The sequence below is a fragment of the Mesorhizobium sp. STM 4661 genome (assembly GCF_000359125.1).
Classification (GTDB): Bacteria; Pseudomonadota; Alphaproteobacteria; order Rhizobiales; family Rhizobiaceae; genus Mesorhizobium.
The window spans coordinates 200,453-226,567 of the sequence record NZ_CAAF010000082.1 but is presented as its reverse complement, the minus strand read 5'-3'; the positions used below and the strand labels follow the sequence as shown (position 1 = coordinate 226,567).

19 protein-coding genes are annotated in these 26,115 nt (G+C 64.3%); 16 read left to right on the top strand and 3 right to left on the bottom strand.

Annotated features, from left to right (window positions below):
• The first annotated feature begins 122 nt into the window (after positions 1 to 122).
• The 7 genes from MESS4_RS28455 (at position 123) to MESS4_RS28425 (ending at position 8,907) form a co-directional block, all read left to right on the top strand.
• A complete protein-coding gene (locus tag MESS4_RS28455; RefSeq protein WP_006338817.1) occupies positions 123 to 1,217 on the top strand; it encodes an ABC transporter ATP-binding protein in 1,095 nt (364 codons plus the stop codon).
• Entirely contained in the window at positions 1,217 to 2,137 is a 921-nt protein-coding gene (locus MESS4_RS28450) for an ABC transporter permease (RefSeq protein ID WP_006338815.1), read from the top strand. The genes MESS4_RS28455 and MESS4_RS28450 overlap by 1 nt, the downstream gene beginning before the upstream one ends.
• A complete protein-coding gene (locus MESS4_RS28445) occupies positions 2,130 to 2,930 on the top strand; it encodes an ABC transporter permease (protein ID WP_006338814.1) in 801 nt (266 codons plus the stop codon). The genes MESS4_RS28450 and MESS4_RS28445 overlap by 8 nt, the downstream gene beginning before the upstream one ends.
• A gap of 23 nt (positions 2,931 to 2,953) precedes the next feature.
• On the top strand, positions 2,954 to 3,988 hold the full coding sequence (locus MESS4_RS28440; protein WP_006338813.1) for an extracellular solute-binding protein: 1,035 nt from the start codon (positions 2,954 to 2,956) through the stop codon (positions 3,986 to 3,988).
• Positions 3,989 to 4,055: 67 nt separating this feature from the next.
• Entirely contained in the window at positions 4,056 to 5,252 is a 1,197-nt protein-coding gene (locus tag MESS4_RS28435) for a serine hydrolase (protein ID WP_006338812.1), read from the top strand.
• 32 nt (positions 5,253 to 5,284) lie between these two features.
• Positions 5,285 to 6,466, top strand: coding sequence for a serine hydrolase (locus MESS4_RS28430; RefSeq protein WP_006338811.1), 1,182 nt, complete (start codon positions 5,285 to 5,287; stop codon positions 6,464 to 6,466).
• Positions 6,467 to 6,594: 128 nt separating this feature from the next.
• On the top strand, positions 6,595 to 8,907 hold the full coding sequence (locus MESS4_RS28425) for a Tex family protein (RefSeq protein ID WP_006338810.1): 2,313 nt from the start codon (positions 6,595 to 6,597) through the stop codon (positions 8,905 to 8,907).
• A gap of 10 nt (positions 8,908 to 8,917) precedes the next feature.
• Here the strand turns inward: MESS4_RS28425 and MESS4_RS28420 are convergent, their stop codons facing one another.
• Positions 8,918 to 9,877: an AraC family transcriptional regulator gene (locus MESS4_RS28420; protein ID WP_006338809.1), complete on the bottom strand. Its 960-nt coding sequence runs from the start codon at positions 9,875 to 9,877 to the stop codon at positions 8,918 to 8,920.
• Between the two features lie 130 nt (positions 9,878 to 10,007).
• Between MESS4_RS28420 and MESS4_RS28415 the strand changes: the two genes are divergently transcribed.
• The gene (locus MESS4_RS28415) at positions 10,008 to 10,901 is read left to right on the top strand and encodes an SDR family oxidoreductase (RefSeq protein WP_006338808.1); all 894 of its coding nucleotides are present in this window, start codon (positions 10,008 to 10,010) and stop codon (positions 10,899 to 10,901) included.
• A 51-nt stretch (positions 10,902 to 10,952) separates the two neighbouring features.
• Here MESS4_RS28415 and MESS4_RS28410 read toward each other — a convergent pair whose 3' ends face one another.
• Positions 10,953 to 11,864, bottom strand: coding sequence for a LysR family transcriptional regulator (locus tag MESS4_RS28410; RefSeq protein WP_006338807.1), 912 nt, complete (start codon positions 11,862 to 11,864; stop codon positions 10,953 to 10,955).
• Positions 11,865 to 11,972: 108 nt separating this feature from the next.
• Between MESS4_RS28410 and MESS4_RS28405 the strand changes: the two genes are divergently transcribed.
• The 8 genes from MESS4_RS28405 to MESS4_RS28370 all read left to right on the top strand — a co-directional run bounded on the left by MESS4_RS28405 (position 11,973) and on the right by MESS4_RS28370 (position 24,579).
• On the top strand, positions 11,973 to 13,163 hold the full coding sequence (locus MESS4_RS28405) for an acyl-CoA dehydrogenase (protein WP_006338805.1): 1,191 nt from the start codon (positions 11,973 to 11,975) through the stop codon (positions 13,161 to 13,163).
• Between the two features lie 123 nt (positions 13,164 to 13,286).
• Positions 13,287 to 16,646 carry a transglutaminase family protein gene (locus MESS4_RS28400; protein ID WP_006338804.1) on the top strand — a complete coding sequence of 1,120 codons (3,360 nt, stop codon included), beginning with the start codon at positions 13,287 to 13,289 and terminating at the stop codon, positions 16,644 to 16,646.
• Between the two features lie 6 nt (positions 16,647 to 16,652).
• Positions 16,653 to 19,064: a circularly permuted type 2 ATP-grasp protein gene (locus MESS4_RS28395; protein ID WP_006338798.1), complete on the top strand. Its 2,412-nt coding sequence runs from the start codon at positions 16,653 to 16,655 to the stop codon at positions 19,062 to 19,064.
• Between the two features lie 3 nt (positions 19,065 to 19,067).
• The gene (locus tag MESS4_RS28390; RefSeq protein WP_006338795.1) at positions 19,068 to 19,952 is read left to right on the top strand and encodes a transglutaminase family protein; all 885 of its coding nucleotides are present in this window, start codon (positions 19,068 to 19,070) and stop codon (positions 19,950 to 19,952) included.
• Positions 19,953 to 20,027: 75 nt separating this feature from the next.
• Positions 20,028 to 21,134, top strand: a complete 1,107-nt coding sequence (locus MESS4_RS28385; RefSeq protein ID WP_006338792.1) for a DNA topoisomerase IB — start codon at positions 20,028 to 20,030, stop codon at positions 21,132 to 21,134.
• 114 nt (positions 21,135 to 21,248) lie between these two features.
• Positions 21,249 to 21,623 carry a YciI family protein gene (locus tag MESS4_RS28380; RefSeq protein ID WP_006338791.1) on the top strand — a complete coding sequence of 125 codons (375 nt, stop codon included), beginning with the start codon at positions 21,249 to 21,251 and terminating at the stop codon, positions 21,621 to 21,623.
• Complete coding sequence (locus MESS4_RS28375; protein ID WP_006338790.1) at positions 21,620 to 22,894, top strand: RNA polymerase sigma factor; 1,275 nt, start codon at positions 21,620 to 21,622, stop codon at positions 22,892 to 22,894. The genes MESS4_RS28380 and MESS4_RS28375 overlap by 4 nt, the downstream gene beginning before the upstream one ends.
• A 173-nt stretch (positions 22,895 to 23,067) precedes the next feature.
• The gene (locus tag MESS4_RS28370) at positions 23,068 to 24,579 is read left to right on the top strand and encodes an aldehyde dehydrogenase family protein (protein ID WP_006338789.1); all 1,512 of its coding nucleotides are present in this window, start codon (positions 23,068 to 23,070) and stop codon (positions 24,577 to 24,579) included.
• Here MESS4_RS28370 and hutH read toward each other — a convergent pair.
• Positions 24,528 to 26,072, bottom strand: a complete 1,545-nt coding sequence (gene hutH, locus MESS4_RS28365; protein ID WP_006338788.1) for a histidine ammonia-lyase — start codon at positions 26,070 to 26,072, stop codon at positions 24,528 to 24,530. The two genes, MESS4_RS28370 and hutH, sit on opposite strands and share 52 nt — an antisense overlap.
• Positions 26,073 to 26,115 lie beyond the last annotated feature (43 nt).

Here is a 26,115-nt window from a genome sequence, read left to right as displayed (position 1 = left end):
TGGCACGGGAATTGCGTGCTGAATCGGGATTCAGAAGTATGCTTGCCAAGCCACGCGCCGTGTGCTGACAATCGAGTGGGACCGGATCCGCCAGGAAGAGCGGACACAAGAATGGGGTAATCGTGCCGGAACAACCGGGTAAGAATGCAATTGAAGTTCGTGGCGTCCGCAAGGTATTCGGTACCGGGGAGTCACAGGTCGCCGCTCTCGACACGGTCTCGGTGTCGATCCGCGAAAACGAGTTTTTCACGCTGCTCGGGCCCTCCGGCTGCGGAAAGACGACGCTGCTGAGGCTGATCGCCGGTTTCGATTTCCCTAGCGCCGGCGAGATCCTGCTGCATGGCCAGGACATCGCCCCGCTGCCGCCGTTCAAGCGGCCGGTCAACACCGTATTCCAGTCCTATGCGCTGTTTCCGCACATGACGGTGGCCGACAACATCGGCTTCGGCCTGGAAATGCTGGGCAAGCCGAAAGCGCAGATCAAGGCGCGCGTTGCCGAGATGCTGAAGCTGGTCAAGATGGAGGCGCTCAGCGGTCGCCGCACCAGCCAGATTTCCGGCGGCCAGCAGCAGCGCGTGGCGCTGGCGCGCGCCTTGGCGCCGCAGCCGAAGGTGCTGCTGCTCGACGAGCCGCTGTCGGCGCTCGACTTCAAGCTGCGCAAGGAGATGCAGATCGAGTTGAAGCGGCTGCAGCATGAGACCGGCATCACCTTCATCTTCGTCACCCACGACCAGGAAGAGGCGTTGACGATGTCAGACCGTATCGCGGTGATGTCGTCGGGCAAGATCCTGCAGGTCGGCACGCCCTGGGACATATACGACAAGCCGGCGGAGCGCTTCGTCGCCGACTTCATCGGGGAAACCAATTTCCTGACCGCTGCCATCGCCAATATCGGCAATGGCAAGGCGCGCGCGACGCTCAAATCCGGTGCGACGATCGATGCGACCGTGGCCGAAGGTTTTCAGCCTAAGGACAATGCCACCGTGGTGGTCAGGCCCGAGCATGCCAAGCTGACCAGCGGCAAGGGCGAGCTTTCGGGTACCGTCGAAAACATCGTCTATTTCGGCACCGACACGCATATCCATGTCCAGCTCGACAGCGGCGAGGCCTTCACCGTGCGCCAGCAGAACACGCGCAGCGCCGGCTGCGGCTTCGATCGCGGCGACAAGGTCGGCATCTCGATCGGCAACGACGCCGCGCAAGTGCTGAGGGACTGATGGCGAGCGCGGAGGAGGTTGCCAAGGAAGCGGAACGGCGCGACATCCGCATGCGCTGGCTGCTGTCGGCGCCGGCCCTGCTGGTCATTTTTTTCGCCGCGACCGGGCCATTACTGATCGTGCTCGTCTATTCGTTCCTGACGCCCGGCCCCTATGGCGACGTGAGATGGCAATTCTCGCCGGAAGCCTGGATTGCGGTGTTCATGGAACGCGACATCTTCGACGACACGCTTTCGCTTGCCGCCGCTCATGTCACCATCTTCTGGCGCTCCATCAAGCTGGCGATCATCACCACGATCGCCACTTTGGCGCTTGGTTTTCCAACCGCCTATTTCATGGCGACGCGCAGCGAAAAGACGCGCGATCTCTGGCTGTTCCTGATCACGATACCGTTCTGGACCAACCTCTTGATCCGGACCTTCGCCGTGCTGCAGATCATCCGCAACGAAGGTCTGATCAACACGGTGCTGCTGAAGCTCGGCATCATCTCGGCGCCGATCCAGATCCTGTTCACCGACACCGCGATCCTGGTCGGCATGGCTTATGTCTATCTGCCGCTGATGGTGCTGCCGATCTACGCCAGCATGGAAAAGCTCGATTTCCGGTTGGTGGAAGCCGGCTACGATCTTTATGCGACACGCTTCCAGGTGCTCAGGCGCATCATCTTCCCGCTGGTCAAGCCGGGCGTCATCGCCGGCTCGATCCTGGTCTTCATTCCGGCGCTCGGCGCCTATGTGACGCCAAGCGTGCTCGGCGGCGGCAAGAACATGATGCTCTCCAACCTGATCGAACTGCAGTTCGGGCAAGGCCGCAACTGGCCGCTTGGTTCGGCGCTTTCGATCGCGGTGATGGTGATCGTCATGGTGGCGCTGCTTGCCTATGTGCGCAACGCCGGTCGGTCGGAGGTGCGCCATGGCTAGAAGCTTCGCAATCAAGCACCAGCCAGGGTTCACCGCGATCGCGGCGACCTGCTTTCTGGTGCTTTATCTGCCGATCGTCGTGCTGGTTGTCTATGCTTTCAACGCGGCGACCTCGACGTCCGAATGGGGCGGTTTCTCGCTCAAATGGTTCCAGTCGGCATCGCAGAATTCGCAGGTCATCGACGCCACCTTGCGTTCCTTCCAGATCGGCGCCATCGCGGCGATCCTCGCAACGATCTTCGCCACCATGGCCGCACTCGCAACCACGCGCACCGCGCCCTATCGCGGCCTGACCTTCAAATACGCGGCGATCAACCAGCCGCTGATGGTGCCCGAGATCGTAACCGGCGTGGCGTTGCTGATCTTCTTCTCGCGTATCAAGATTTTCACCGGCTATTCCGGTCTGGGCTATCTGATCGCCGCACACACAGCGTTCTGCATCCCCTTTGCCTATTTGCCGATCCGGGCGCGGCTGGAGAACATGGATCTGACGCTGGAGCGGGCGGCCGCCGACCTCTACGCGACCCCATGGCAAACGTTCCGGCGCATAACGCTGCCGCTTCTGTGGCCCGGCATCCTGGCCGGGCTGATGCTGGCATTCGTCATCTCGCTTGACGATGTTGTCATCACCGAGTTCGTCAAATCGGGCGGCCAGGACACGCTGCCGACCTATATGCTCGGCCAGATACGCCGGGGGGTAACGCCCGAGATCAACGCGATATCGACCGTGTTCCTGCTCTTGTCGGTCGTCATCGTGACGGTGTTTTTCTTCATCAGCAGGAAACGGGACTGAGTATGAAAATGGGAGTTAAGAGTATGAACCGGAAGACAACAGCAGCCGCCATCGGGTTGGCGTTGCTCGCCTCGACGAGCCTGGCTCGCGCCGATGGCGAACTGAACATCTACAATTGGGGCAACTACACCAGCCCCGATGTGATCAAGAAGTTCGAGCAAAAATACAACGTCAAGGTGACCATCACCGACTACGATTCCAACGACACCGCGCTGGCCAAGGTTCGCCAGGGCGGCACCGGTTTCGACATCGCGGTGCCTTCGCAGACCTACGTGCCGATCTGGATCCAGGAAGGCCTCATCCAGGAAACCGATCCTGGCAAGATGGAGAATTTCAAGAATGTGGCGCCGGAATGGGCCAATCCCGAATTCGATCCCGGCCGCAAATATACGGTGCCATGGGCCCTCGGCACGGTCGGGGTTGTGGTCAATACCGATGCCTATAAGGGGCCATCCGACAGCTGGGGCATCATCTTCAACACGCCGGACGAGCTCAAGGGCAAGGTCAATGTCGTTCCCGAAATGAACGACGTCATATTCGCGGCGATCAAATATGTCGGCGGCCAGCAATGCACCACCGACAAGGCGGTGCTGAAGAAGGTACGCGACACGCTTGTCGCGGCCAAGCCGGACTGGATCGCCATGGAGTACAACACAATCGAGAAGATGGGCGCAGGCGACTTCAAGGCGACCAGCGACTGGAACGGCTCGGCGCTGCGCCAGCGGCTGGCGAACCCGGCCATCCATTATTTCTATCCGAAAGAAGGCTTCGGCCTGTGGAGCGACAATGTGGTCGTCCTCAAGGAGGCCAAGAATGTCGAGAATGCCAAGCTGTTCCAGAACTTCATCATGGATCCGGAAAACGCGGCGGGCCTCTCGGCTTTCCACCGCTACGCCAATGCCATCACCGGTTCGGACAAATACATGCCGGCCGACATGAAGGACGCGCAGGAAGTGGTCATTCCGGAGGCGGACAAGGCGCACGCCGAACTGCAACTGATGTGCCCGCCGGACGTCCAGGAACTCTACACAAAGATCTGGACCGAACTGCAGAAGTGATCGCACCGCGACGGACCCGGCGGCAGGCGCCGCCGGGTCCGTCTTCATGTTTGTCGGGACGCGTTTCATGACATCCTACCGCGACAGCGATCCGGCGCCGCCGATCATGCAGGGCTCGCCGCCCAGGATGGTGCCGCCGAGGCTCGACTGGGACAGGGCACCCTGGAACCGCTGGGCGTTCCAGCATATCCGCGAGTTCCTGCCGACCGTCGAGGTCTGGCGTGGCAACGGGCATCGCCGCCGGCTCGAGCGGGCCGAAATCGATCTAGACGCGCTGCCGGTCAGCGACAGCACCGGGGCGCCGACGACACTGGCCGGGCTGCTCGATGAAACCTATACGGACGGCTTCCTGGTGCTCAGGGATGGCAAGGTCGCCTATGAGCGCTACTTCAGCGGCATGACCGACCGCACGCTGCATTTGTCGCAGTCGATGGCGAAGTCGGTGACCGCTTCGGTGTTCGGCATATTGGTCGGGCGCGGCCTGATCGACCCGGCGCTGCCGGTGACGACCTATCTGCCGGAGCTTGCCGCAACCGGCTGGGCGGGCGCCAGTGTGCAGCATGTGCTCGACATGACGAGCGGGGTGCGTTTTTCCGAGCAATACACCGATCCCTATTCCGACGTCGGCCAGGTCGATGTCGCCTCGGGCTGGAAGCCGGTGCCGCCGGGCAGCGATCCGGCCTTCCAGTGGCCATCGCACATGTTCGAATTGATCCTCGGGCTCAAGGAGACAAGCCGGCCGCATGGCGCGGCCTTCGAATACCGTTCGATCGAGACCGACGTGCTCGCCTTCATCATGGAGCGGGTGAGCGGCAAGCGGTTGGCGCAACTGGTTTCTGAAGAGCTCTGGCAGAAGCTCCGCGCCGACGAAAGTGCGTGCTTCACCGTCGACAGCGCCGGCTATGCGCTGGCCGATGGCGGCTTCAATGCCACGCTGCGCGACTATGGCCGTTTCGGCCAGTTGATCCTCGACCATGGCGGCGGCGTGGTGCCGGCCGACTGGATCGAGGCAACGCGCAACGGCAGGCACGGGCCGGATTTCAATCCCAGCCTGCCGGAAGGCAGCTACCGCAACCAGTTCTGGATCGAGGATCCACGCTCGCGCGCGCTGATGTGCCGGGGCGTGTTCGGGCAATTGATCCATATCGACTGGGACACAAGAATCGTCGTTGTGAAGCTTTCGACCTATCCCGACTTCACCAACGTCGCCTATTCGGTGGCGACGCTGAAGGCCGTGCACGCCATAGCCAAGGCGTTGGCCTGAGCCTCGGACAAAGAAAATCTGGAAGGACCATCATGACCGGCAAGACCGCGTTCGAGACCAGGTATGGCTTTGTCCGCAACAAGGTGCTGCTCGGCAATTGGCGGGAAAGTCCGTTCAGCCGATGGTCGTTCCAGAATGTCGGCGAGCTGGTGCCGAGCGCGCCCGTTGCAGCCGCTCCGGGTGGAAGCGAGGCGCCGGCGCAAGATTTGACCGGACTGCTCGGCGAGAAAATCGCCTTGGCGGGTGGGCCGGAGAGCGTTGCCGCGTTGCTGAAGCGCTCCGATACAGACGGGCTGACGATCATGAAAGGCGGCAAGATCGTCGGCGACTGGTTCGCGCCGCATATGGGTTTCGGCGCCCGCCATATCATCTTCTCGATCAGCAAGTCGCTGACCGCCATTGTCGCCGGCATATTGGAAGGCGAGGGGATTTTCGATCCGGACGCTCCGGTGACGCACTACATCCCGGAAGCTGTTGGTTCGGCCTATGGCGATGCCCGCGTGCGCCATGTGCTCGACATGAGCGTCAGCCTCGATTTCGAAGAGGCCTATCTCGACCCCGAAAGCGCCTTTGCGCGCTATCGCCGCGCCACGCTATGGAACCCGAGCGGCGGCAATGAAAGCCTTCGCGAATTCCTCCTGACGCTGCCACGTCTCGCCGAGCCGCATGGCCAGACCTTCCGCTACCGCTCGCCCAATTCCGACCTGCTCGGCATCCTCGTCGAACGCGCCTCCGGCCAACGCTTCCCCGAGTTGATGCGGGAGAAATTGTGGCTGCCGCTCGGTGCGGTCAGCGAGGCCTCGGTGACGGTCGACATGCAAGGCACCGCGCGCACGGCCGGCGGCATTTCAGTGACGCCGCGCGACCTCGCCCGCGTCGGCGAGATGATGCGGCAGGGCGGCACGGCCAATGGCCGCCGCGTGGTGCCGGAAGCCTGGGTGCGCGACACCGTCGAAACAGGCGGCAGTTCCGAAGCCTGGCAGCGCGGCACGATGGCGTTCCTGTTTCCGCAGGGACGCTACCGCAACAAATGGTACCAGACGGGCGCTGAAAGCGGCGCTTTCTGTGGCATCGGCATCCATGGCCAGTGGCTCTATGTCAGCCCGAGGGAAGAGGTGGTGATCGCCAAGATGTCGTCGCAACCGCTGCCGGTCGACGATCCGCTCGACCTCGATATGGTGGTTTTCCTCGAGGCGCTGAGCCGAATGGTCTGACCAATCCAGGCATCTCTTAGCCCCGCCGCTTTCCTGTGGACCTCTCAGGCGGTTGAAAACGCTGTGGTTGGCGCAGCGGTCGCCAACGCCTATGGTCGCCGCTCTTTCGGCACAGCATCGGGAACGACATGGCATCAGATATCAAGCGCATCGCAATGATCATAGCGGCCGAGATCGGCGCACGAGCCGAACAGGCCGCGGCGGCGATCGGGCTGCTTGACGAGGGTGCGACGGTGCCGTTCGTGGCGCGCTATCGCAAGGAGGTGACCGGCGGGCTAGACGACACGCAATTGCGCGACCTTGCCGAGCGGCTTGCCTATCTGCGCGAACTCGACGCGCGCCGCGACACCATCCTTGGCTCGATCCGCGAACAGGGCAAGCTGACCGAGGAGCTTGAAACCAAGATCGCCGCGGCGGCCACCAAGGCCGAGCTGGAAGACATCTATCTGCCGTACAAGCCCAAGCGGCGGACCAAGGCCGAGATCGCGCGCGAGCGCGGGTTGGGACCGCTGGCCAAGGCCATCCTCGCCGACCGCGCATTGGTGCCGGCGGAACTGGCGCTGGCCTATGTCGGCAACGAGATTGCCGACGCCAAGGCGGCGCTCGAAGGCGCGCGCGATATTCTCTCCGAACAATTCGCGGAGAATGCCGACCTGGTCGGCAAGCTGCGGAGCTACATGAAGGAACGCGCCTTTCTGCGCGCCCGCGTCGTCGACGGCAAGCAGGAGGCTGGCGCCAAGTTCTCCGACTATTTCAACCATGTCGAGCGCTGGGCCACTGTGCCCGGCCATCGCGCGCTGGCCATGCTGCGCGGCCGCAATGAAGAAGTGCTGTCGCTCGACATCGAGGTCGATGCCGACGATGCCTCGCCGGTGAAGCCGGTCGAGCGCATGATCGCCAATGCCTATGCCATTGGCGGCAGCCTGCCGGGCGACCGCTGGCTGATGGAAGTTGCCGGCTGGACCTGGCGCATCAAGCTTTCGCTGCATCTGACGCTCGACCTGATGCGCGACCTGCGCGAGCGGGCCGAGGAAGAGGCGATCCATGTCTTTGCCCGCAATCTGAAGGATTTGCTGCTGGCGGCACCGGCCGGCTCGCGCGCCACGATGGGGCTCGACCCCGGCATCCGCACCGGCGTCAAGGTGGCGGTGGTCGACGGCACCGGCAAGCTGGTGGCGACGACGACGGTCTACCCGTTCCCGCCGCGGAACGATGTACGCGGCACGCAGGCCGAACTGGCGAAGCTCGTCCGCCTGCACAAGGTCGAGCTGATCTCGATCGGCAATGGCACCGGCAGCCGCGAGACGGAAAGGCTGGTCGCCGACGTGTTGGCCGACATGCCGGCGGATGCGGGTCCCAAGCCGCTCAAGGTGATCGTCAGCGAGGCGGGCGCCTCGGTCTATTCTGCTTCGGCGACGGCGGCGGCGGAATTCCCTGGTCTCGACGTGTCGTTGCGCGGCGCGGTGTCGATCGCCCGGCGCTTGCAGGATCCGCTCGCCGAACTGGTTAAGATCGAACCGAAATCGATCGGCGTCGGCCAGTACCAGCATGATGTCGACCAGTACCGGCTCGGCCGCTCGCTGGAAGCGGTGGTCGAGGACGCCGTCAACGCCGTCGGCGTCGACCTCAACACTGCATCGGCGCCGCTGCTGGCACGGGTATCAGGTCTTGGCGCATCGCTCGCCGAAGCGATCGTTGCGCATCGCGATGCCACCGGCCCCTTCGCCAGCCGCCGCGACCTGATGAAGGTCTCCCGCCTTGGACCCCGCGCGTTCGAGCAATGCGCCGGCTTCCTGCGCATTCCGAACGGCAGCGAGCCGCTCGATGCCTCAGCCGTGCATCCGGAAGCCTATGGCGTGGCCAAGAAGATCGTCGCCGCCTGCGGCCGCGACGTCCGCTCGCTGATGGGCGACAGCGCGGCGCTCAAGGCGCTCGATCCGCGTGTCTTCGTCGATGAGCGCTTCGGCCTGCCGACCGTGCGCGATATCCTGGCGGAGCTGGAAAAGCCCGGCCGCGATCCGCGCCCCGGCTTCAAGACCGCAACCTTCGCCGATGGTGTCGACGACATCAAGGATTTGAAACCCGGCATGCTGCTGGAAGGCACAGTCACCAATGTCGCGGCCTTCGGCGCTTTCGTCGATATCGGCGTGCACCAGGATGGGCTGGTGCATGTCTCGCAACTGGCCGACCGCTTCGTCAAGGACGCGCATGAGGTGGTCAAGGCCGGCGACGTGGTCAAGGTGCGTGTCGTCGAGGTCGACGTCAAGCGCAAGCGCATCGGCCTTTCGATGCGCAGGGATGGTGACGGTGGTGCTTCGAAGCCGCGTGACAATGGTGGGAAGCCCGCGCCGCGTTCGCCGTCGCCTCAGCGTCAGCCGGAGCGGCCGGCGCAGCAAGGCGCTTTCGGCGCCGCACTGGCGGATGCGCTGAAGCGGAAATAGCCAGCGCAAGTCAGCTTGCGATGGGTTCGAGCCGATTGGCGTTGGCGGCCTGGCCGTGGGAGGGGGCATTGCGGCCACGGCCATATTGCCGTGGGGAACAGCCCATGACCCGCTTAAACGCCGTGCTGAAAGCGCTTTCGGATTCATAGCCGAGCGACAAGGCGACAACGGAAACGGGATCGCTGGAATTCGCCAGCCTGTCGCCCGCCAGCAGCATTCGCCAGCGCGTCAAATAGTCCATGGCTGATGTGCCGACCATTTGCTTGAATTTGAGGGCAAAGGTCGATCGCGACATGCCAACGCGCTCTCCCAGTTCCTGCAATGTCCAGCCATGCGCCGGATCGTCGTGCATGGCGTTGATCGCAGCACCCATCTGCCTGTCCGCCAGGGCGAAGAGCCAGCCGACTCGCAACCCTTCCGCCATATGCAGCCGCAGCGCCTCGATCAGGATCATGTGGGCGAGATGTTCCACGACCAGAAAGCCGCCGGGTTGCGGCTCGCGCAGTTCCTGCATCATCCGCTCGACGGGCCAGCGCAGCGCGGACCGGTCGGATTCCCCGCGGATGTGCACGATGGGCGGCAGCATGCGCAGCAGGATGCCGGCATGGTCGCCGGCAAGGGCGAAGCGGCTGCTGACGAGAAGAAAATCGCCGCCGCCATTGTGCGAGGTGATGCCGCCCGTGCGCGCGGGCGAAAAGATAGTGCTGGCAGCGACCGGTGGCAGGCTCAAGTCGCTGGCGAGACGAAAGGGCCGCCCGCGCGGCAGCAGGAAGCAGTCGCCCGTGTCCAGGCGCACCGCGTCGGGCACGCCCTCCACCGATAGCCAGCATTGGCCGGACACCACCGCACCGCATTTGATGGCCGCCTGCTGGTCAGGGAATTGGATCGCCCAGTCCCCGCCCGCATCCAGACCGGCTGAAAGGTAATTGCGCGGCTTCAGCAGCGACAGCACGTCTGAGAGGGGATCCATAAAAGTCGTTCCGGACGATTGCAAAAATAATACGGACTTTACAGCATAGATCGTATTTCCTCAATCGCCTATCCCCCTTCGCCAACGGGCTGCTGATGCGGCTCTCGGCTAGAGCGAAGGAGACATTGCGATGCGTGTGTTCGTTACCGGTGCCACCGGTTTTGTCGGCTCCGCCGTTGTGCGGGAACTCGTTGAAGCGGGCCATCAGGTGACAGGCCTTGCTCGCTCGGATGCGGGCGTGAAATCCGTTGTCGCCGCAGGTGCCAAGGCGCTTCGCGGCGATCTCGAAGATTTGGAAAGCCTGCGCAGTGGCGCGGCCATGGCTGACGGTGTGATCCACACAGCCTTCAATCACGACTTCTCGAAATTCGCGCAAAATTGCGAGGCGGACCGGCGCGCCATCGAGGCGCTCGGCGCTGTACTCGAAGGCTCGGAGCGGCCATTACTCGTCACCTCCGGTCTCGCGCTGCTGACAAAGGGCGGCATGGCGACCGAGGACGACGCGCCTGTGCCGCCCTCCACCTCCTATCCCCGTGCTTCGGAGGTGACGGCCGCCGCGCTGGCGGCGCGTGGAGTGCGTGCGTCGACGGTGCGTCTGTCGCCCTCGGTGCACGGCGACGGCGATCATGGCTTCGTTCCGATGCTGATCGGCATCGCGCGCGAAAAGGGGGTTTCGGCCTATGTCGGCGACGGCCTCAACCGCTGGCCGGCGGTGCACCGGCTCGATGCCGCCCGCCTCTTCAGGCTGGCGCTCGAGAAGGGAGCCGGCGGCGCCCGGTATCACGGTGTCGCCGAGCAGGGCGTGCCATGCCGGGAGATCGCCGAGGTCATCGGCAGGCGGCTGAACCTGCCGGTCGTGGCCAAGACCCATGAGGAGGCGGCCGGCCATTTCGGCTTTCTCGGGCATTTCTTCAGCATGGACTGGCCGGCGTCGAGCGCGCAGACCCGCGACGTACTGGGATGGCAGCCGAAGCAGTCCGGGCTCATTGCCGATCTCGACCACCCCAGCTACTTCGAGAGCTGAGCGGAGATCGCTTCGTCCTTGGCGACATGGATTCTATCTTGATGCATGTCGTCATCCCAAGACCGTCCCGTCCTTCTGGGCGACATGCGTGAGCAGCCAGTCGCGAAAGGAGGCGACCGGCGGATGGCCGCGTTTGTCGTATGGCACGACCAGATAATAGGCACTGCGGCTCTGCATCGGCCGGCCCGGCGCCGGCACGAGTTGGCCGCGTTGTAGCTCGCCCGATATCAGGATCAGCGGCAGCAGAGCGACGCCGAGCCCGGCCATGCAGGCCTGGGCGGCGGTGCCGAACTGCTCGAATTGCATGCCGGGTCCAGTCGGCGCGCTCAGGCCCTGATGCTCGAACCATTCGGTCCAGGCGCCGGGGCGCGTCGCCATATGCAGCAGCGGCAGGCGCCCGATGTCGGCCGGCGTGGCAATGGCTCGGCCGGCCAGGAACTCCGGCGAGGCCACGGGCGCCACCTCTTCGCGCACCAGCAGCGTGGAGTCGGCATTCGGCCAGTCTGGCAAGCCGTAATGGATGGCGGCGTCAAGCCTCTCGCGGGTGAAGTCGAAGCGGCCGATGCGGGTGACGAAATTGATGGTGATATCAGGATTGTTTTCGACGAAATCGGGAATGAGCGGCATCAGCCAGCGCGTGCCGAAAGTCGGCAGTATGGCCAGGTTCAGTATGCCAGTATGCCGATTGCTCATCAATCCAAGAGCCGCGTCGCGCAACTGGCCAAGTGCCGAACGCACCGCTTCGGCATAGATCTCGCCAGCCGTCGACAGCCTGACATTGCGGCTGTTGCGGTCGAACAGCCGGCGGCCGAATTGTTCTTCCAGCAATGCAATCTGCCGGCTCACGGCGCCCTGGGTCAGATCGAGCTCGCGCGCGGCGGCGGTGAAGGAGCCGAGACGCGCCACCGCCTCGAAGGCGGCAAGGGCGCCAATGTTCGGCAAGAGGCGGCGCTGGACACTCATGATCCATTACTAACGCTCATTGATCGGTGATGCAATTTCGTTTGATTTTTTCGAGACGGGGGTCGATAAGCCGGGCACTTCAAGATTTTGTTGTGGGGACCGAGAGCCATGGCCGCCGAGAAGAATGTTTTCGTCTGGAACGATCCTTTCCTGATCGAGGATCAGCTTTCGGAGGACGAGCGCATGGTGCGCGATGGCGCGGCGGCGTTCGCCGCCGACAAGCTCGCGCCGAGGATCGAGGAAGCCTATCTCGAGGAAAAGACCGATGCCGGCATCTTCCGCGAGATGGGCGAGGCCGGCCTGCTCGGCATCACCATCCCCGAGGAATATGGCGGGCTTGGCGCCAACTATGTCACTTACGGGCTGGTGGCGCGGGAAGTCGAGCGCATCGATTCCGGCTATCGCTCGATGATGAGCGTGCAGTCGTCGCTGGTGATGTACCCGATCCACGCCTATGGCTCGGAGGCGCAGCGCAAGAAATACCTGCCGAAGCTCGCTTCAGGCGAATGGATCGGCTGCTTTGGACTGACCGAGCCGGATGCCGGTTCCGACCCCGGCGGCATGAAGACCCGGGCCGAGAAGACCGCGAATGGCTACAGGATCTCCGGTTCGAAGATGTGGATTTCCAACGCGCCGATCGCCGATGTGTTCGTCGTCTGGGCGAAATCGGCCGCGCATGACAATGAGATCCGCGGCTTCGTGCTGGAAAAGGGCATGAAGGGGCTGTCGGCGCCGAAGATCGGCGGCAAGCTGTCGTTGCGTGCGTCGATCACCGGCGAGGTGGTGATGGAAGGCGTCGAGGTCGGCGAGGACGCGCTATTACCCAACGTCTCCGGCCTGAAAGGACCGTTCGGTTGCCTCAATAGGGCGCGTTACGGCATCTCCTGGGGCGCGATGGGCGCGGCCGAGGATTGCTGGCATCGGGCGCGGCAATATGGCCTCGACCGCAAGCAGTTCGGCAAGCCGCTGGCCGGCACGCAGTTGTTCCAGAAGAAGCTCGCCGACATGCAGACCGAGATCGCGTTGGGCTTGCAGGGCTCGCTCAGGGTCGGGCGGCTGATGGACGAAGGCAAGATGGCGCCGGAGATGATCTCGATCGTCAAGCGCAACAATTGCGGCAAGGCGCTCGACATTGCCCGCCAGGCCCGCGACATGCATGGCGGCAACGGCATCCAGATCGGCTATCACGTCATGCGCCACGCGCAGAACCTGGAGACTGTGAATACCTACGAAGGCACTCATGACGTGCATGCGCTGATCCTGGGCAGGGCACAGACCGGGTTGCAGGCGTTCTTCTAAACGGCGTTGGACCGTTCGGCGCTGCTTAAATTAGGTGCAGCGCAACATCTCTGCTTGGAGAATGGCCGGCATTCGTGTCAGGGTTCGGCGAATTCATTTTGAAACGCCGACTTCCGGGGCACCATGGCAATTCTGGCCGCCGTCTATCACCTGACCCATTACAAATACGACCGGCCGGTGGTGCTTGGTCCCCAGGTCATCAGGCTGCAGCCGGCGCCGCATTCCCGCACCAAGGTGCTCAGCCACTCGCTGAAGGTCGAGCCGGCAAACCACTTCGTCAACCTGCAGCAGGACCCGTATGGCAACTTCCTTGCCCGCTTCGTTTTCCCGGAGCCGGTGACGGAGCTGAAGATCGAGGTCGACCTCGTCGCCGACATGACCGTCTACAATCCGTTCGACTTCTTCGTCGAGCCGTCGGCCGAGACCTTTCCGTTCGAGTACCCGGAAGAGATCAGCGACGATCTCGCCATTTACCGGACGCCGGAGCCGGCTGGCCCCTTGCTGTCGTCCTTTCTCGCTACTATCGACCGCAGCCCGAGGAACACGGTCGATTTCGTCGTCGACCTCAATGCGCGGCTGCAGCGCGAGATCGCCTATATCGTGCGCATGGAAACCGGCGTCTTCTCGCCGGAGGAGACGCTTGCTGCCAGGAAAGGCTCATGCCGCGACTCGAGCTGGCTGCTGGTGCAGATCCTCAGGAATCTCGGCATCGCCGCGCGCTTCGTCTCCGGCTATCTGATTCAGCTCAAGCCCGACCTCGTCGCGCTCGACGGACCGCCGGGCACGGCGATCGACTTCACCGATCTGCATGCCTGGTGCGAGGTCTATCTTCCAGGCGCCGGCTGGATCGGCTTCGATCCGACCTCCGGCCTGCTCACCGGCGAAAGCCATGTGCCACTGGCGGCGACGCCGCATTTCCGCAACGCCGCACCCATTTCCGGCATGGCCAGCTTCGCCAATGTCGAGTTCGGCTTCGACATGCGGGTCGACCGCATCGCCGAGCACCCGCGCATCACCAAACCGTTCTCCGATGAAAGCTGGCTGGCGCTCGATGCGCTCGGCAACAAGGTCGATGCCGCGCTTGAGGCAGGCGATGTGCGATTGACGATGGGCGGGGAGCCGACCTTCGTGTCGATCGACGATTTCGAGGCGGACGAATGGAACACCGCCGCCGTCGGCCCGACCAAACGCGAAAAGGCCGACGCGCTGATCAGAAAACTGCGCGAACGTTTCGCGCCGGGCGGCTTCCTGCATTACGGCCAGGGCAAATGGTATCCGGGCGAGAGCCTGCCGCGCTGGACCTTCTCGCTCTACTGGCGCGCCGATGGCGAGCCGGTGTGGAGCGACCCGTCGCTGATTGCGCGGGAAAAGAGCGAGGCGGATGTCGGACCGAAGCAGGCGGAAAGCCTGCTGACGGCGATCGCCGGCGAGCTCGGTATCGACAAGACCATGGTCAGCGAAGCCTATGAGGATCCGGCAGAGTGGCTGCTCAAGGAAGGCAAGCTGCCCGACAATGTCGATCCGTCCAATTCGAAGCTGGAGGATCCCGAGGAACGCAGCCGGATGGCGAAGGTGTTCGAACGCGGCCTGACCAAGCCGTCGGGCTATGTGCTGCCGGTCCAGCGCTGGAACAGCCAGGCATTGGGGCCACGCTGGCGGTCGGAGAAATGGAAGACGCGGCGCGGCCGGCTGTTCCTGGTGCCGGGCGATTCACCGGTCGGCTATCGCTTGCCGCTCGGCACGCTGCCCTATGTGCCGCCGGCGCAGTTTCCCTACATCGTGCCGGTCGACCCGTCGCTGCCGCGCGGTCCGCTGCCGGCACGCGAGGCTATCTTGCCCGCAGCGGCACCGGCCGAACTGGAAGGCGCCGACGAAATGGCGCGCCGCCAGCAGGCTGCGTCGTTCACGGCTACGACTGGTCAGCAGGATCGCGTCGAGCAGGAGATCACCGAGATCGGCGGCGCGGTGCGCACCGCGCTTTCGGTCGAGCCGCGCGACGGGCGGCTTTGCGTGTTCATGCCGCCGGTCGAGGCATTGGAGGATTATCTCGAACTCGTCGCGGCGGCGGAGAACGCGGCAAGGGCGATCGGGGTGCCGGTGCATATCGAAGGCTATGGCCCGCCGCACGATCCGCGCCTCAACGTCATCCGGGTGGCGCCCGATCCTGGCGTCATCGAGGTCAATATCCATCCGGCCGCCAACTGGCAGGATTGCGTGGCGACGACCACGGCAATCTACGAGGAGGCGCGGCAAACGCGGCTCGGCGCCGACAAGTTCATGATCGATGGCCGTCACACCGGCACCGGCGGCGGCAATCATGTCGTCGTCGGCGGGGCGACGCCCGATGACAGCCCGTTCCTGCGCCGTCCGGATCTCTTGAAGAGCCTGGTGCTGCAATGGCAGCGGCATCCGTCGCTGTCCTATCTGTTCTCGGGCCTGTTCATCGGTCCGACCAGCCAGGCGCCGCGCTTCGACGAGGCGCGCCACGATTCGCTCTACGAGCTCGAAATCGCGATGGCGCAGGTGCCGCATCCGGACAGCGGCAGCGCGCCGTTGCCGTGGCTGGTCGACCGGCTGTTCCGTAACCTTCTGACCGACGTGACAGGGAATACGCACCGCTCGGAAATCTGCATCGACAAATTGTTTTCGCCGGACGGGCCGACCGGACGGCTGGGGCTGGTCGAGTTCCGCGGCTTCGAGATGCCGCCCAATGCGCGCATGTCACTGGCGCAGCAATTGCTGGTGCGCGCCATCATTGCGCGTACCTGGAAGAACCCGCTCGACGGTCGTTTCGTGCGCTGGGGCACCTCGCTGCATGACCGTTTCATGCTGCCGCACTACGTCTGGGCCGACTTTCTCGACGTGCTCGACGACCTCAAGCTGAACGGCTTCGAGTTTCGCCCCGAATGGTTCGACGCGCAGCTCGAATTCCGCTTTCCGTTCTGCGGCGAGGTCCAGCATGCCGGCATCAAGCTGGAGCTGCGGCAGGCGCTGGAGCCGTGGCACGTCATGGGTGAACAGGGCGCGATCGGCGGTACCGTGCGCTTCGTCGATTCCTCGGTCGAGCGGCTGCAGGTGAAGACCGAAGGTCTCAACCCGGAACGCCACGCCATCGTCTGCAACGGCCGCATCGTGCCGCTGAAAGTCACCGACAACAGGGAGATCGCGGTGGCGGGCGTCCGCTTCAAGGCCTGGCAGCCGGCATCGGGCCTGCATCCGGCGCTGCCGGTCAACACGCCGCTGGTCTTCGACATCTACGATCGCTGGTCGGGCCGGGCGGTCGGCGGCTGCGTCTACCATGTCGCGCATCCCGGTGGGCGCAATTACGACACTTTCCCGGTCAATGGCAACGAAGCGGCGGCGCGGCGGCTTGCCCGTTTCGAGCCGCGCGGCCATACGCCGTCAGCCTATGTGTTGCGCGACGAAGAAGCCGCGGAAGATTTCCCGATGACCCTTGACCTCAGGCGACCCGCAAGACTCTGATCAGCCATGGCAAAGGGGAATCAGAAAAAGATACGCGGCAAGCCGCTGGTCCACAGTCTGCTGGAACACTACCAGCCGATCGACGGCGTCGTCGACGAGATGGTCGATGCATCGGGCAACCCCCGCCCGGTCTGGAAGGCCTTCATCGAGGCGCTGGAAGAACTGGGGCCGGAAAAGCTCGCCCAGCGCTTCGCCCGCGCCGACCAGTATCTGCGCGACGCCGGCGTCTATTACCGCGTCTACGACAAGGCCGGCGCCAATGAGCGGGAATGGCCGCTGGCGCATGTTCCGCTGCTGATCGAGGAGCAGGAATGGGCCGCGATCAGTGCCGGCCTCGTTCAGCGGGCCGAGCTGTTCGAGGAAACGATCGCCGACATCTATGGACCGAACCGGTTGGTCGAGAAAGGCATCCTGCCGGCGGGACTGATAGCGGCGAGCCCGGAATATTTGCGGCCGGTCGTCGGCGTCAGGCCTGCCAGCGGCCATTTCCTGCATTTCTGCGCCTTCGAGCTCGGCCGCGGTCCGGACGGCCGTTGGTGGGTGCTGGGCGACCGCACGCAGGCGCCATCGGGCGCAGGCTTCGCGCTGGAAAACCGTGTCGCCACCACGCGGGCGCTGTCCGACATCTATGGCGAGATGCATGTGCACCGCCTGGCCGGCTTCTTCCGCCGCTTCCGCGACGCGCTGAATGGCATGGCCAAGGAGACCGGCGGCCGTGTCGCCATCTTGACGCCGGGACCGCTCAACGAAACCTACTACGAACACGCCTATATCGCGCGCTATCTCGGCATCATGCTGCTTGAAGGCGGAGACCTGACCGTCTCCGGCGGCAGGCTGATGGTGCGCACCGTTTCAGGCCTGATGCCGGTCAGCGTGCTGTGGCGGCGGCTCGACGCCGCCTTCGCCGATCCGCTCGAATTGCGGCCGGATTCGCAGATCGGCACACCCGGGCTGGTCGAAGCGATCCGCCGGGGAGCCGTTTCAGCTGTCAACGCGCTCGGCTCCGGTCTGATGGAAACGCGGGCGCTGTTCGCCTTCCTGCCGAAGATTGCGCGCGAATTGCGGGGCGAGGAGCTTCTGCTGCCGAGCGTCGCGACATGGTGGTGCGGGCGGGAGAGGGAGCGCGAACATGTGCTGGCCAATCTCGATCGCATGGTGATTGGGCCGGCGCTGTCGACGCGGCTTGCCTTTGAGGACGACGATTGCACCAAACTGGGCTCGGCACTGTCTGAGGAGGAACGGACCGAGCTGATCGCGCGGATCGAACGGGACGGCGGCGACTTCGTCGGCCAGGAAGCGGTGACGCTTTCGACCACGCCGGTCTATGTCGGCGGCTGGCTGGAGCCACGTCCGGCAAGCCTGCGTGTCTATCTGGCGCGCACGCCGGAAGGCTGGACGGTGATGCCGGGCGGCTTTGCCCGGGTCGGCTTCTCACTTGATCCGACGGCCATCGCCATGCAGCGCGGCGGCCAGGCGGCGGATGTGTGGGTGATCAGCGACAGGCCTGTCGAGCGCGAGACGCTGCTGCCGCAGGAGCACGACAGCTTCACCCGCACCCTGCCGGGCAGCCTGCCCAGCCGCTCGGCGGAAAACCTGACATGGCTCGGCCGCTATATCGAACGGTCGGAAGACACGGTGCGCATCCTGCGCGCCTATCATGTGCGGCTGGCGGAGACCTCCGATCCGGACATGCCCTTGCTTGCCGATGTCAGGGACTATCTCGAACCTTTCGGCATCGACGTTCAATCGGCGATCCCGTCGGGGCTGATCTCCACGCTGGACAGCGCGGTCTACAGCGCCGGGCAAATCCGCGACCGCTTCTCGCCCGACGGCTGGCTGGCGCTGAAGGATCTGTCGAAGACCATTCACCAGTTCGCGGAGACGGTGGCGCCGGGCGACGATGCGACGCGGGCGATGACGGTCATGCTGCGCAAGCTCGCGGGGTTTTCCGGCCTGCTGCATGAGAATATGTATCGCTTCACCGGCTGGCGTTTCCTGGAGATCGGCAGGCGCCTGGAACGCGGCATCCAGATCGCCCGCACGCTTGCCCGGCTGACCAGGGCGGCGGCGCCGGACGGCGCGCTCGACATGATGCTGGAGATCGGCGACAGCGTCATGACCCACCGGCGGCAGTACCCGGTACAGGCCGGCCGGCGCACGGTGATCGATCTCCTGGTGCTTGATCCGCTCAACCCACGTTCGATCCTGTTCCAGCTCGAGCGGCTGAAGGCCGAAATCGCGCTGCTGCCTGCGGTCGGCGGCGAGGGGCATATGTCGCTGGCGGCGAAAGAGATATTGCAGCTCAACACGGCAATCGCCATCAAGGAGCCCTCGGACATGACGGCAAAGGCGCTCGACGATCTCGCCAATGAGATAGGCGGTCTCTACAACAGCCTCGCCAAAGCCTATTTCGGGTAAGGCATGCTCTACGACATCAGGCTTCATCTCAGTTACGATTACGACGCGGCTGCCGGCGGCGGCCGCCATCAGGTACGCGTGCTGCCGTCGACGATATCAGGCGTGCAGCGCGTGATCGCCGCTTCACTGTCGTTTACGCCGGCGCCGGGCGAGCGCTCGGACTTTTCCGATTTCTTCGGCAACAGCGTCACCTCGATCGCCTTTCGCGACGTGCATGATGCGCTCGACATCAGGATGAGCGCGCGGGTTTCGGTCTCGCGGCCGGAGATCGGGCTGGACGTGTCGCCCGATATTCGCCGGCTGAGAGAGGAAGTCGATGCGGTGCGATCGCTCTCGCCTGATACACCGCATCATTTTCTGGCCGCCAGCGATCACGCGGGCATCGACGCTGATATCACGGCTTATGCGCGCGGCAGTGCGAGCAGTTCGGCCGTCAGCACGGCGATGGACCTGTGCAACCGCATCCACCACGATTTTACCTATGACGGCGAGGCGACCACGGTGCGCACCCGGGCCAGCGACGCTTTCGGCCTGAAGCGGGGGGTCTGCCAGGACTTTTCGCATATCATGATCGCTGGCCTTAGGGGTCTCGGCATTCCCGCCGGCTATGTCAGCGGCTTCCTGCGCACCATTCCGCCCAAGGGCAAGCCGCGGCTCGAAGGCGCCGATGCCATGCATGCCTGGGTAAAGGTATGGTGCGGGCGCGATGCCGGCTGGCAGGAGTTCGATCCGACCAACGGCATGCGGGCCAGCAACGACCACATCACCGTCGGCTATGGCCGCGACTATTCGGATGTGGCGCCGATCGTCGGCGTCCTGAAGACGACAGGCGGACAGGTCGGCGAGCAAGCCGTCGACGTTATCCCTGTCGCGCTCGAGAAGGCCTGACAGCATTCCAGGAGCCATGCCGGAACCAGCGGCCGGTCCGGCGCTTATCTATGGGAAAATTTCCATGGAGAGGACATGCTGGACAAATCCGGGTCGCCGTCCGGCCGATTGGCCGCCAGTGAAGCGGCATCGAGCACTGGGGTGCAGAAGAACGGCGCGCAGGCCTCGGCCGATCAAGCCTCGCTGACCTATGTTGTCGACACCGAGCCCGGTATCCGCCGTCTGAGGGCAGGCAAGGGATTTTCCTACAAAGCGCCAAATGGCCGGGCCTCGAGCGATGACACCCTTGCGCGCATCAAGGCGCTCGCCATCCCGCCGGCCTGGACGGATGTGTGGATTTCGCCCGACGCCGATGGCCACATCCAGGCGACGGGAAGAGACCTGCGTGGGCGCAAGCAGTATCGCTACCATGCGCTATGGGCTGAGGAGCGCGATGGGGCCAAATATTCGAGCCTCGTCGCCTTTGCCGAAAACCTGCCTGAGCTTCGTCGCCGGATCGATGCCGATCTGCGTCGTCGCGGCCTGCCGTTGGAACGCGTCGTCGCTGCCGTGGTATGGCTGCTCGACAACACGATGATCCGCGTCGGCAATGCCGCCTATGCCCGCGACAACAAGAGTTTTGGGCTGACCACGTTGCGCGACCGCCATGTCGACATCAAGGGCTCGAGCCTGCGGTTTGCTTTCAAGGGCAAATCCGGCAAGGAGTGGAAGCTGAAGCTTGTCGATCGCCGGATCGCCAGGATCGTGCGTGGCGCGCAGGATCTACCGGGCCAGAAGCTGTTCCAGTATCTCGACGAGGATGGAAACCGACGCCCGGTTCGCTCCGACGACGTCAACCGCTATATCAGGAATGCGGCCGGGACCGTTTTCAGTTCCAAGCATTTCCGGACCTGGGGCGGCACCATACATGCCGCGTCGCTGTTTGCGCAGACGGAGCGCCCTGAAAGCCAGGCGCAGCAGAGGCGGGTGATCAACGGCGTCGTCGACAAGGTGGCCGAGCGGCTCGGCAATACGCGCGCCGTCTGCCGCAAATGCTACATCCACCCACAAGTCTTCGACGCCTGGTCCGAAGGCCGGCTGCTCGGCGAAATGGCGGAGGCGAACAAGCGAAAGCGTTCGATACCCGGCCTCGACGATGAGGAAGCGCTCGTCCTGAGATGGCTGAGGGCGCGGGAGGGCTGACGCAAGGTTCGGGCTGTCGCCGGCTTGCGTGTCCATCGCAAGGCGATTTTTTTATCGACGCACTGTCGGGATCAGTCCTAGTGTTTCGTCCTTTGAACGAGAAAAGGACATCCCATGCTCTACGCTATCCTCTGCTACGCCTCGGAAGACGTCGTCTGCTCCTGGAGCAAGGAACAGGATGACGAGGTCATGACGAAACTTCTGGGTGTGCAGGAAAAATACGCCAAAGCCGGCCGGCTTGGCCCAGTGGCGCGGCTGTTGCCGACGACGGCGGCGACAACGCTGAGAAAGGTCAAGGGCGAAGCGGTCGTCATCGACGGTCCGTTCGCCGAAACCAAGGAACAGTTCCTCGGCTTCTACACGCTCGAATGCGCCGATCTCGACGAGGCGGTTGATTTCGCCCGCGAGCTTTCCGAGGTCAATCCAAGCGGCGGCTCCTACGAGATACGGCCGGTTTCCGTCTTCAATCCCACCGGGGGTTCCGCATGACAGAACTTGCCTGGATCAGCACGGCGATCAGCACCGCCCGCCCGCAGGCGATGGGAGCGTTGCTGCGCTACTTTCGCGATCTCGATGCGGCGGAGGAAGCCTTTCAGGACGCTTGCCTGAGAGCGCTGAACAACTGGCCGAAGAACGGCCCGCCGCGCGATCCGGTGGCCTGGCTGATCTTTGTCGGCCGCAACAGCGGCATCGACGCGGTGCGCAAGCGCGCCAAGCAGGCGCCGCTGCCGGAGGAAGACCAGATTTCCGACCTTGAGGATGCCGAGACCGATATCGCCGAGCGGCTGGACGGCGCGCATTACCGCGACGACATCTTGCGGCTGCTGTTCATCTGCTGCCATCCCGACCTGCCGGCGACGCAGCAGATCGCGGTGGCGTTGCGCATCGTCTCCGGCCTGACCGTCAAGCAGATCGCCCGCGCCTTCCTCGTCGGCGAAAGCGCCATGGAGCAGCGCATCACCCGCGCCAAGGCGCGCATCGCCGATGCCGGCGTGCCGTTCGAGACACCCGGTGCGGTCGAGCGCTCGGAACGGCTCGCCGCGGTCGCCGCCATGGTCTATCTGATCTTCAACGAAGGCTATTCGACCAATAGCGGCGAAGCGCCGGCCCGCGCGCCGCTGTGCGAAGAGGCGATCCGGCTGGCAAGGCTGCTTCTGCGGCTGTTCCAGACCGAACCGGAGATCATGGGCCTGACGGCGCTGCTGCTGCTCCAGCATGCGCGTGCGCCGGCGCGTTTCGACGAGAATGGCGAGATCGTGCTGCTTGAGGACCAGGACCGCGGCCTGTGGAGCCGCAAGATGATCGACGAGGGCCTGGCGCTGGTCGACAAGGCGCTGCGCCACCAGAAGCCCGGCCCCTATCAGGTACAGGCGGCGATCGCCGCGCTGCATGCGCGGGCCGAAAAACCAGAGGATACCGACTGGACCGAGATCGACCTGCTCTACGGCCTGCTCGAGCAGATGCAGCCGTCGCCGGTGGTGACGCTCAATCGCGCCGTCGCGGTCGCCAAGGTGCTCGGGCCGGAAGCAGCACTTGCCATGATCGAGCCGCTGGAACAAAGGCTCTCCGGCTATTTCCACTTCTTCGGCCTCAAGGGCGGCCTGTTGATGCAGCTTGGCCGCGGCGACGAGGCACGCACCGCCTTCGACCGCGCCATCGCGCTTGCCAACACGACCGCCGAGGCTGCGCATATCCGCATGCATATCGACCGGCTGATGAAGGAAGGCGCCGCTAAGGCCACTGCGAAGACGGCGCATTGAAACACTTCACCCGTCTGGCTCAATCGCGCAGCCTGGGCTTGGACCATGCCGGGGTGGCGATTTTTCCCTGAAACGAGTAATGCGACGCCATGACAGCGCCTGATGTGCCCGATGGTGCATCGCGCAAGGCTTTGACATCCGTCCTGTGGGCGACGGGTCTGAAAGGGACAAAAATGACGATTGCGAAGGAAACGGCCGGGCTTCTGGAGAAACTGGGAGTCGCCAAGGACGCGCTTTCGGGCGGCGACCTTGTCGTGCGCAGCCCGGTGACGGGCGAGCAGATCGCGGCGCTGAAGACGATTTCGCCGGCCGATGCGGCAAAGACCATCGATGCCGCGCACAAGGCTTTCCAGACCTGGCGGCTGGTTCCAGGACCGAAGCGCGGCGAGCTGGTGCGGCTGCTCGGCGAGGAATTGCGCGCGCACAAGGCCGAGCTCGGCCGGCTGGTGTCGATCGAGGTCGGAAAAATCCCTTCCGAAGGCCTCGGCGAAGTGCAGGAGATGATCGACATCTGCGATTTCGCCGTCGGCCTTTCCCGCCAGCTCTACGGCCTGACCATCGCCACCGAACGCCCAGGACATCGCATGATGGAGACCTGGCACCCGCTGGGCGTCGTCGGCGTCATCTCGGCCTTCAACTTCCCGGTCGCGGTTTGGTCGTGGAACGCGGCACTTGCGCTGGTCTGCGGCGACGCCGTGGTGTGGAAGCCATCGGAAAAGACGCCGCTGACGGCGCTTGCCTGCGCGGCGATCTTCAAGCGCGCGGCCAAGCGCTTCGGCGATGCTCCAGAAGGCCTGGCGCCGGTGCTGATTGGCGACCGCGCCGTCGGCGAAATCCTGGTCGATCATCCCAAGGTGCCGCTGGTTTCGGCCACCGGCTCGACCCGCATGGGCAGGGATGTCGGTCCGCGGCTGGCGAAGCGCTTCGCGCGCGCCGTGCTGGAACTCGGCGGCAACAATGCCGGTATCGTCTGCCCGACGGCCGATCTCGACATGGCCTTGCGCGCCATCGCCTTCGGCGCCATGGGCACGGCTGGCCAGCGCTGCACGACGCTTCGGCGCCTGTTCGTGCATGACAGCGTCTATGACGCCTTGGTGCCGCGCCTCAAGAAGGCCTACGAAAGCGTTTCGGTCGGCAACCCCTTGGAGACTTCTTCGCTGGTCGGTCCGCTGATCGACAAGGCTGCCTTCGACAGCATGCAGAAGGCGTTGAAGGAAGCCGCCGCTCATGGCGGCAAGGTGACCGGCGGCACGCGGGTCGAGAACGGCCATCCCGACGCCTATTATGTGCATCCTGCATTGGTCGAAATGCCGAAGCAGGTCTCGCCGGTGACCGAAGAGACCTTTGCGCCGATCCTCTATGTGATGAAATATTCGGACTTCGACGCCGTGCTCGATGAGCATAATGCGGTCGGCGCCGGCCTGTCGTCGTCGATCTTCACCCGCGATCTGCAGGAATCCGAGCGCTTCCTCGGCGTCGACGGTTCGGACTGCGGCATCGCCAACGTCAATATCGGCACGTCGGGCGCCGAGATCGGCGGCGCCTTCGGCGGCGAGAAGGAAACCGGCGGCGGCCGCGAGTCGGGCTCCGATGCCTGGAAGGCCTATATGCGCCGCGCCACCAACACGGTGAACTATTCCAAGGCGCTGCCGCTTGCGCAGGGTGTGTCCTTCGACATCGACTGAGGACCGGATTGCGCGATCATGGCGGCGATGCTGGCGACATCGCAGCCCAATTCCCGGTCCTCCTCGAGAGGCGCAACCCGATCGCGCACCGTCCTGTAGGCCTGGTCGGCACCGCGGCCCAATTTGTCCGCTACACCCCGGATTTCCGCGGCGTAGGCCGAAGAGATGAGTTCCATGGCGACGAGGTAGCGGAACCGTTCGATGATCTGGTTCACCTTGGCGATGACAGCTGGCGCCATCGACGACTGATCCTCGACCCAGTCCGAAACCGCGATCGGGGTCAAAGAGATCGGGTTGGCGAGAAAGCGGATTTCAGCTTCCATCGCTGAAACAGGTTTCTGTAAAATTGCAAAGCCCATGCGGTTCTGGCCGTTTGCCGCCAGGAAACGCGGCAGGCCCGCTACCGCAGGGGACATGAGTTTGATCGTCCGGTTGGCAATGCCCGCCGCCGCATGAGCCAACGCCTGGCCGAGCCGCTCCCAGGACAGGACGAAAGCGGTCATGTCGAAATTGCCATGCGAGACGATCCGGTCCTCCTCGGCCAGGACGACCGGATTGTCTCCAGAACTGGCCAATTCGATTTCGGTCGCGGCTCTGGCCTCGTCGATCGCATGGAGAAGCGCGCCCCAGACCTGCGGCACGCAGCGATAGCTCAGCGGATCCTGGATCCGCCGGGCGGCGCCTTCCGTGAATAGCGTGCTGCCCGACAACAGCTCACGCAGCCGTGCCGCCACCGCTCTCTGGCCGAAGGCGGGCCTTGCCGCCATGGCCGAGTCGTCGAGCGAACTGACATTGGCGCGGAACGCCTCCAAATTCAGCGCGACAGCTTTGAGCGACCACTGGAAAGCCCGCTCGATGTCCTCCAGCGCCAGGCAGGCCTGAGCGACAGACAGGCTGTTGGCGACGATGATGGCATGGCCGTCCTTGGCATGGATGTCGAGCGGCTTCAGCCCGGCGCGTTCGAGTGCCTCGGCCGCCGGCATGGTCTCGTCGCCATATTCCGCCTGGCCGTGGCCAAGCAGGCCCAGCGTCATATGGGCGAGCGGCGCGAGATCGGCCGCACCCAGCGAGCCGAGCGACGGCACCACGGGATGCATGCCGGCGTTCAGCGCTGCGACAAGCCCATCGAACACAGCCGGGGAAATGCCGGTGCCGCCGGCGGCCATGCCGGCGATCCGCACCGCCATCATCGCGCGCACCGCCTCCCGCGGCAAAGCCGGCCCGAAGCCGACCGCATGACCAAAGGAAACCCGCCGCTGATAGGCGATCAGATCCTCCCCGCCCAGCGGCGTATCCACGGCAGCACCCAGCGCGGTGGTCAACCCGTAGACCGGACGGTTCTCCGCCGCATGGCGTTCGATCACCGCGCGGCTGGCGCGGATCAGGGCGTCCACCTCGGGCGAGACCTCGACCAGTGCGTGGCGGCGGGCAATGGCGGCAATGTCCTGCGTCCGCAGCGGCGCGGCGGTCAGTCGGACGGGCGTCGATGTCATGAATGCTTCCCCCCAATTCGGCAATGCAATTCCTTGGTGTAGC

Excerpts from the sequence above, each read along its gene's own strand:
- MESS4_RS28435 (WP_006338812.1), top strand. The coding sequence starts at position 4,056 with ATGACATCCTACCGCGACAGCGATCCGGCGCCGCCGATCATGCAGGGC.
- MESS4_RS28405 (WP_006338805.1), top strand. The coding sequence starts at position 11,973 with ATGGCCGCCGAGAAGAATGTTTTCGTCTGGAACGATCCTTTCCTGATC.
- MESS4_RS28445 (WP_006338814.1), top strand. The coding sequence starts at position 2,130 with ATGGCTAGAAGCTTCGCAATCAAGCACCAGCCAGGGTTCACCGCGATC.
- MESS4_RS28425 (WP_006338810.1), top strand. The coding sequence starts at position 6,595 with ATGGCATCAGATATCAAGCGCATCGCAATGATCATAGCGGCCGAGATC.
- MESS4_RS28450 (WP_006338815.1), top strand. The coding sequence starts at position 1,217 with ATGGCGAGCGCGGAGGAGGTTGCCAAGGAAGCGGAACGGCGCGACATC.
- MESS4_RS28420 (WP_006338809.1), bottom strand. The coding sequence starts at position 9,877 with ATGGATCCCCTCTCAGACGTGCTGTCGCTGCTGAAGCCGCGCAATTAC.
- MESS4_RS28390 (WP_006338795.1), top strand. The coding sequence starts at position 19,068 with ATGCTCTACGACATCAGGCTTCATCTCAGTTACGATTACGACGCGGCT.
- hutH (WP_006338788.1), bottom strand. The coding sequence starts at position 26,072 with ATGACATCGACGCCCGTCCGACTGACCGCCGCGCCGCTGCGGACGCAG.
- MESS4_RS28375 (WP_006338790.1), top strand. The coding sequence starts at position 21,620 with ATGACAGAACTTGCCTGGATCAGCACGGCGATCAGCACCGCCCGCCCG.
- MESS4_RS28400 (WP_006338804.1), top strand. The coding sequence starts at position 13,287 with ATGGCAATTCTGGCCGCCGTCTATCACCTGACCCATTACAAATACGAC.
- MESS4_RS28370 (WP_006338789.1), top strand. The coding sequence starts at position 23,068 with ATGACGATTGCGAAGGAAACGGCCGGGCTTCTGGAGAAACTGGGAGTC.
- MESS4_RS28430 (WP_006338811.1), top strand. The coding sequence starts at position 5,285 with ATGACCGGCAAGACCGCGTTCGAGACCAGGTATGGCTTTGTCCGCAAC.
- MESS4_RS28415 (WP_006338808.1), top strand. The coding sequence starts at position 10,008 with ATGCGTGTGTTCGTTACCGGTGCCACCGGTTTTGTCGGCTCCGCCGTT.
- MESS4_RS28395 (WP_006338798.1), top strand. The coding sequence starts at position 16,653 with ATGGCAAAGGGGAATCAGAAAAAGATACGCGGCAAGCCGCTGGTCCAC.
- MESS4_RS28410 (WP_006338807.1), bottom strand. The coding sequence starts at position 11,864 with ATGAGTGTCCAGCGCCGCCTCTTGCCGAACATTGGCGCCCTTGCCGCC.
- MESS4_RS28385 (WP_006338792.1), top strand. The coding sequence starts at position 20,028 with ATGCTGGACAAATCCGGGTCGCCGTCCGGCCGATTGGCCGCCAGTGAA.
- MESS4_RS28440 (WP_006338813.1), top strand. The coding sequence starts at position 2,954 with ATGAACCGGAAGACAACAGCAGCCGCCATCGGGTTGGCGTTGCTCGCC.
- MESS4_RS28380 (WP_006338791.1), top strand. The coding sequence starts at position 21,249 with ATGCTCTACGCTATCCTCTGCTACGCCTCGGAAGACGTCGTCTGCTCC.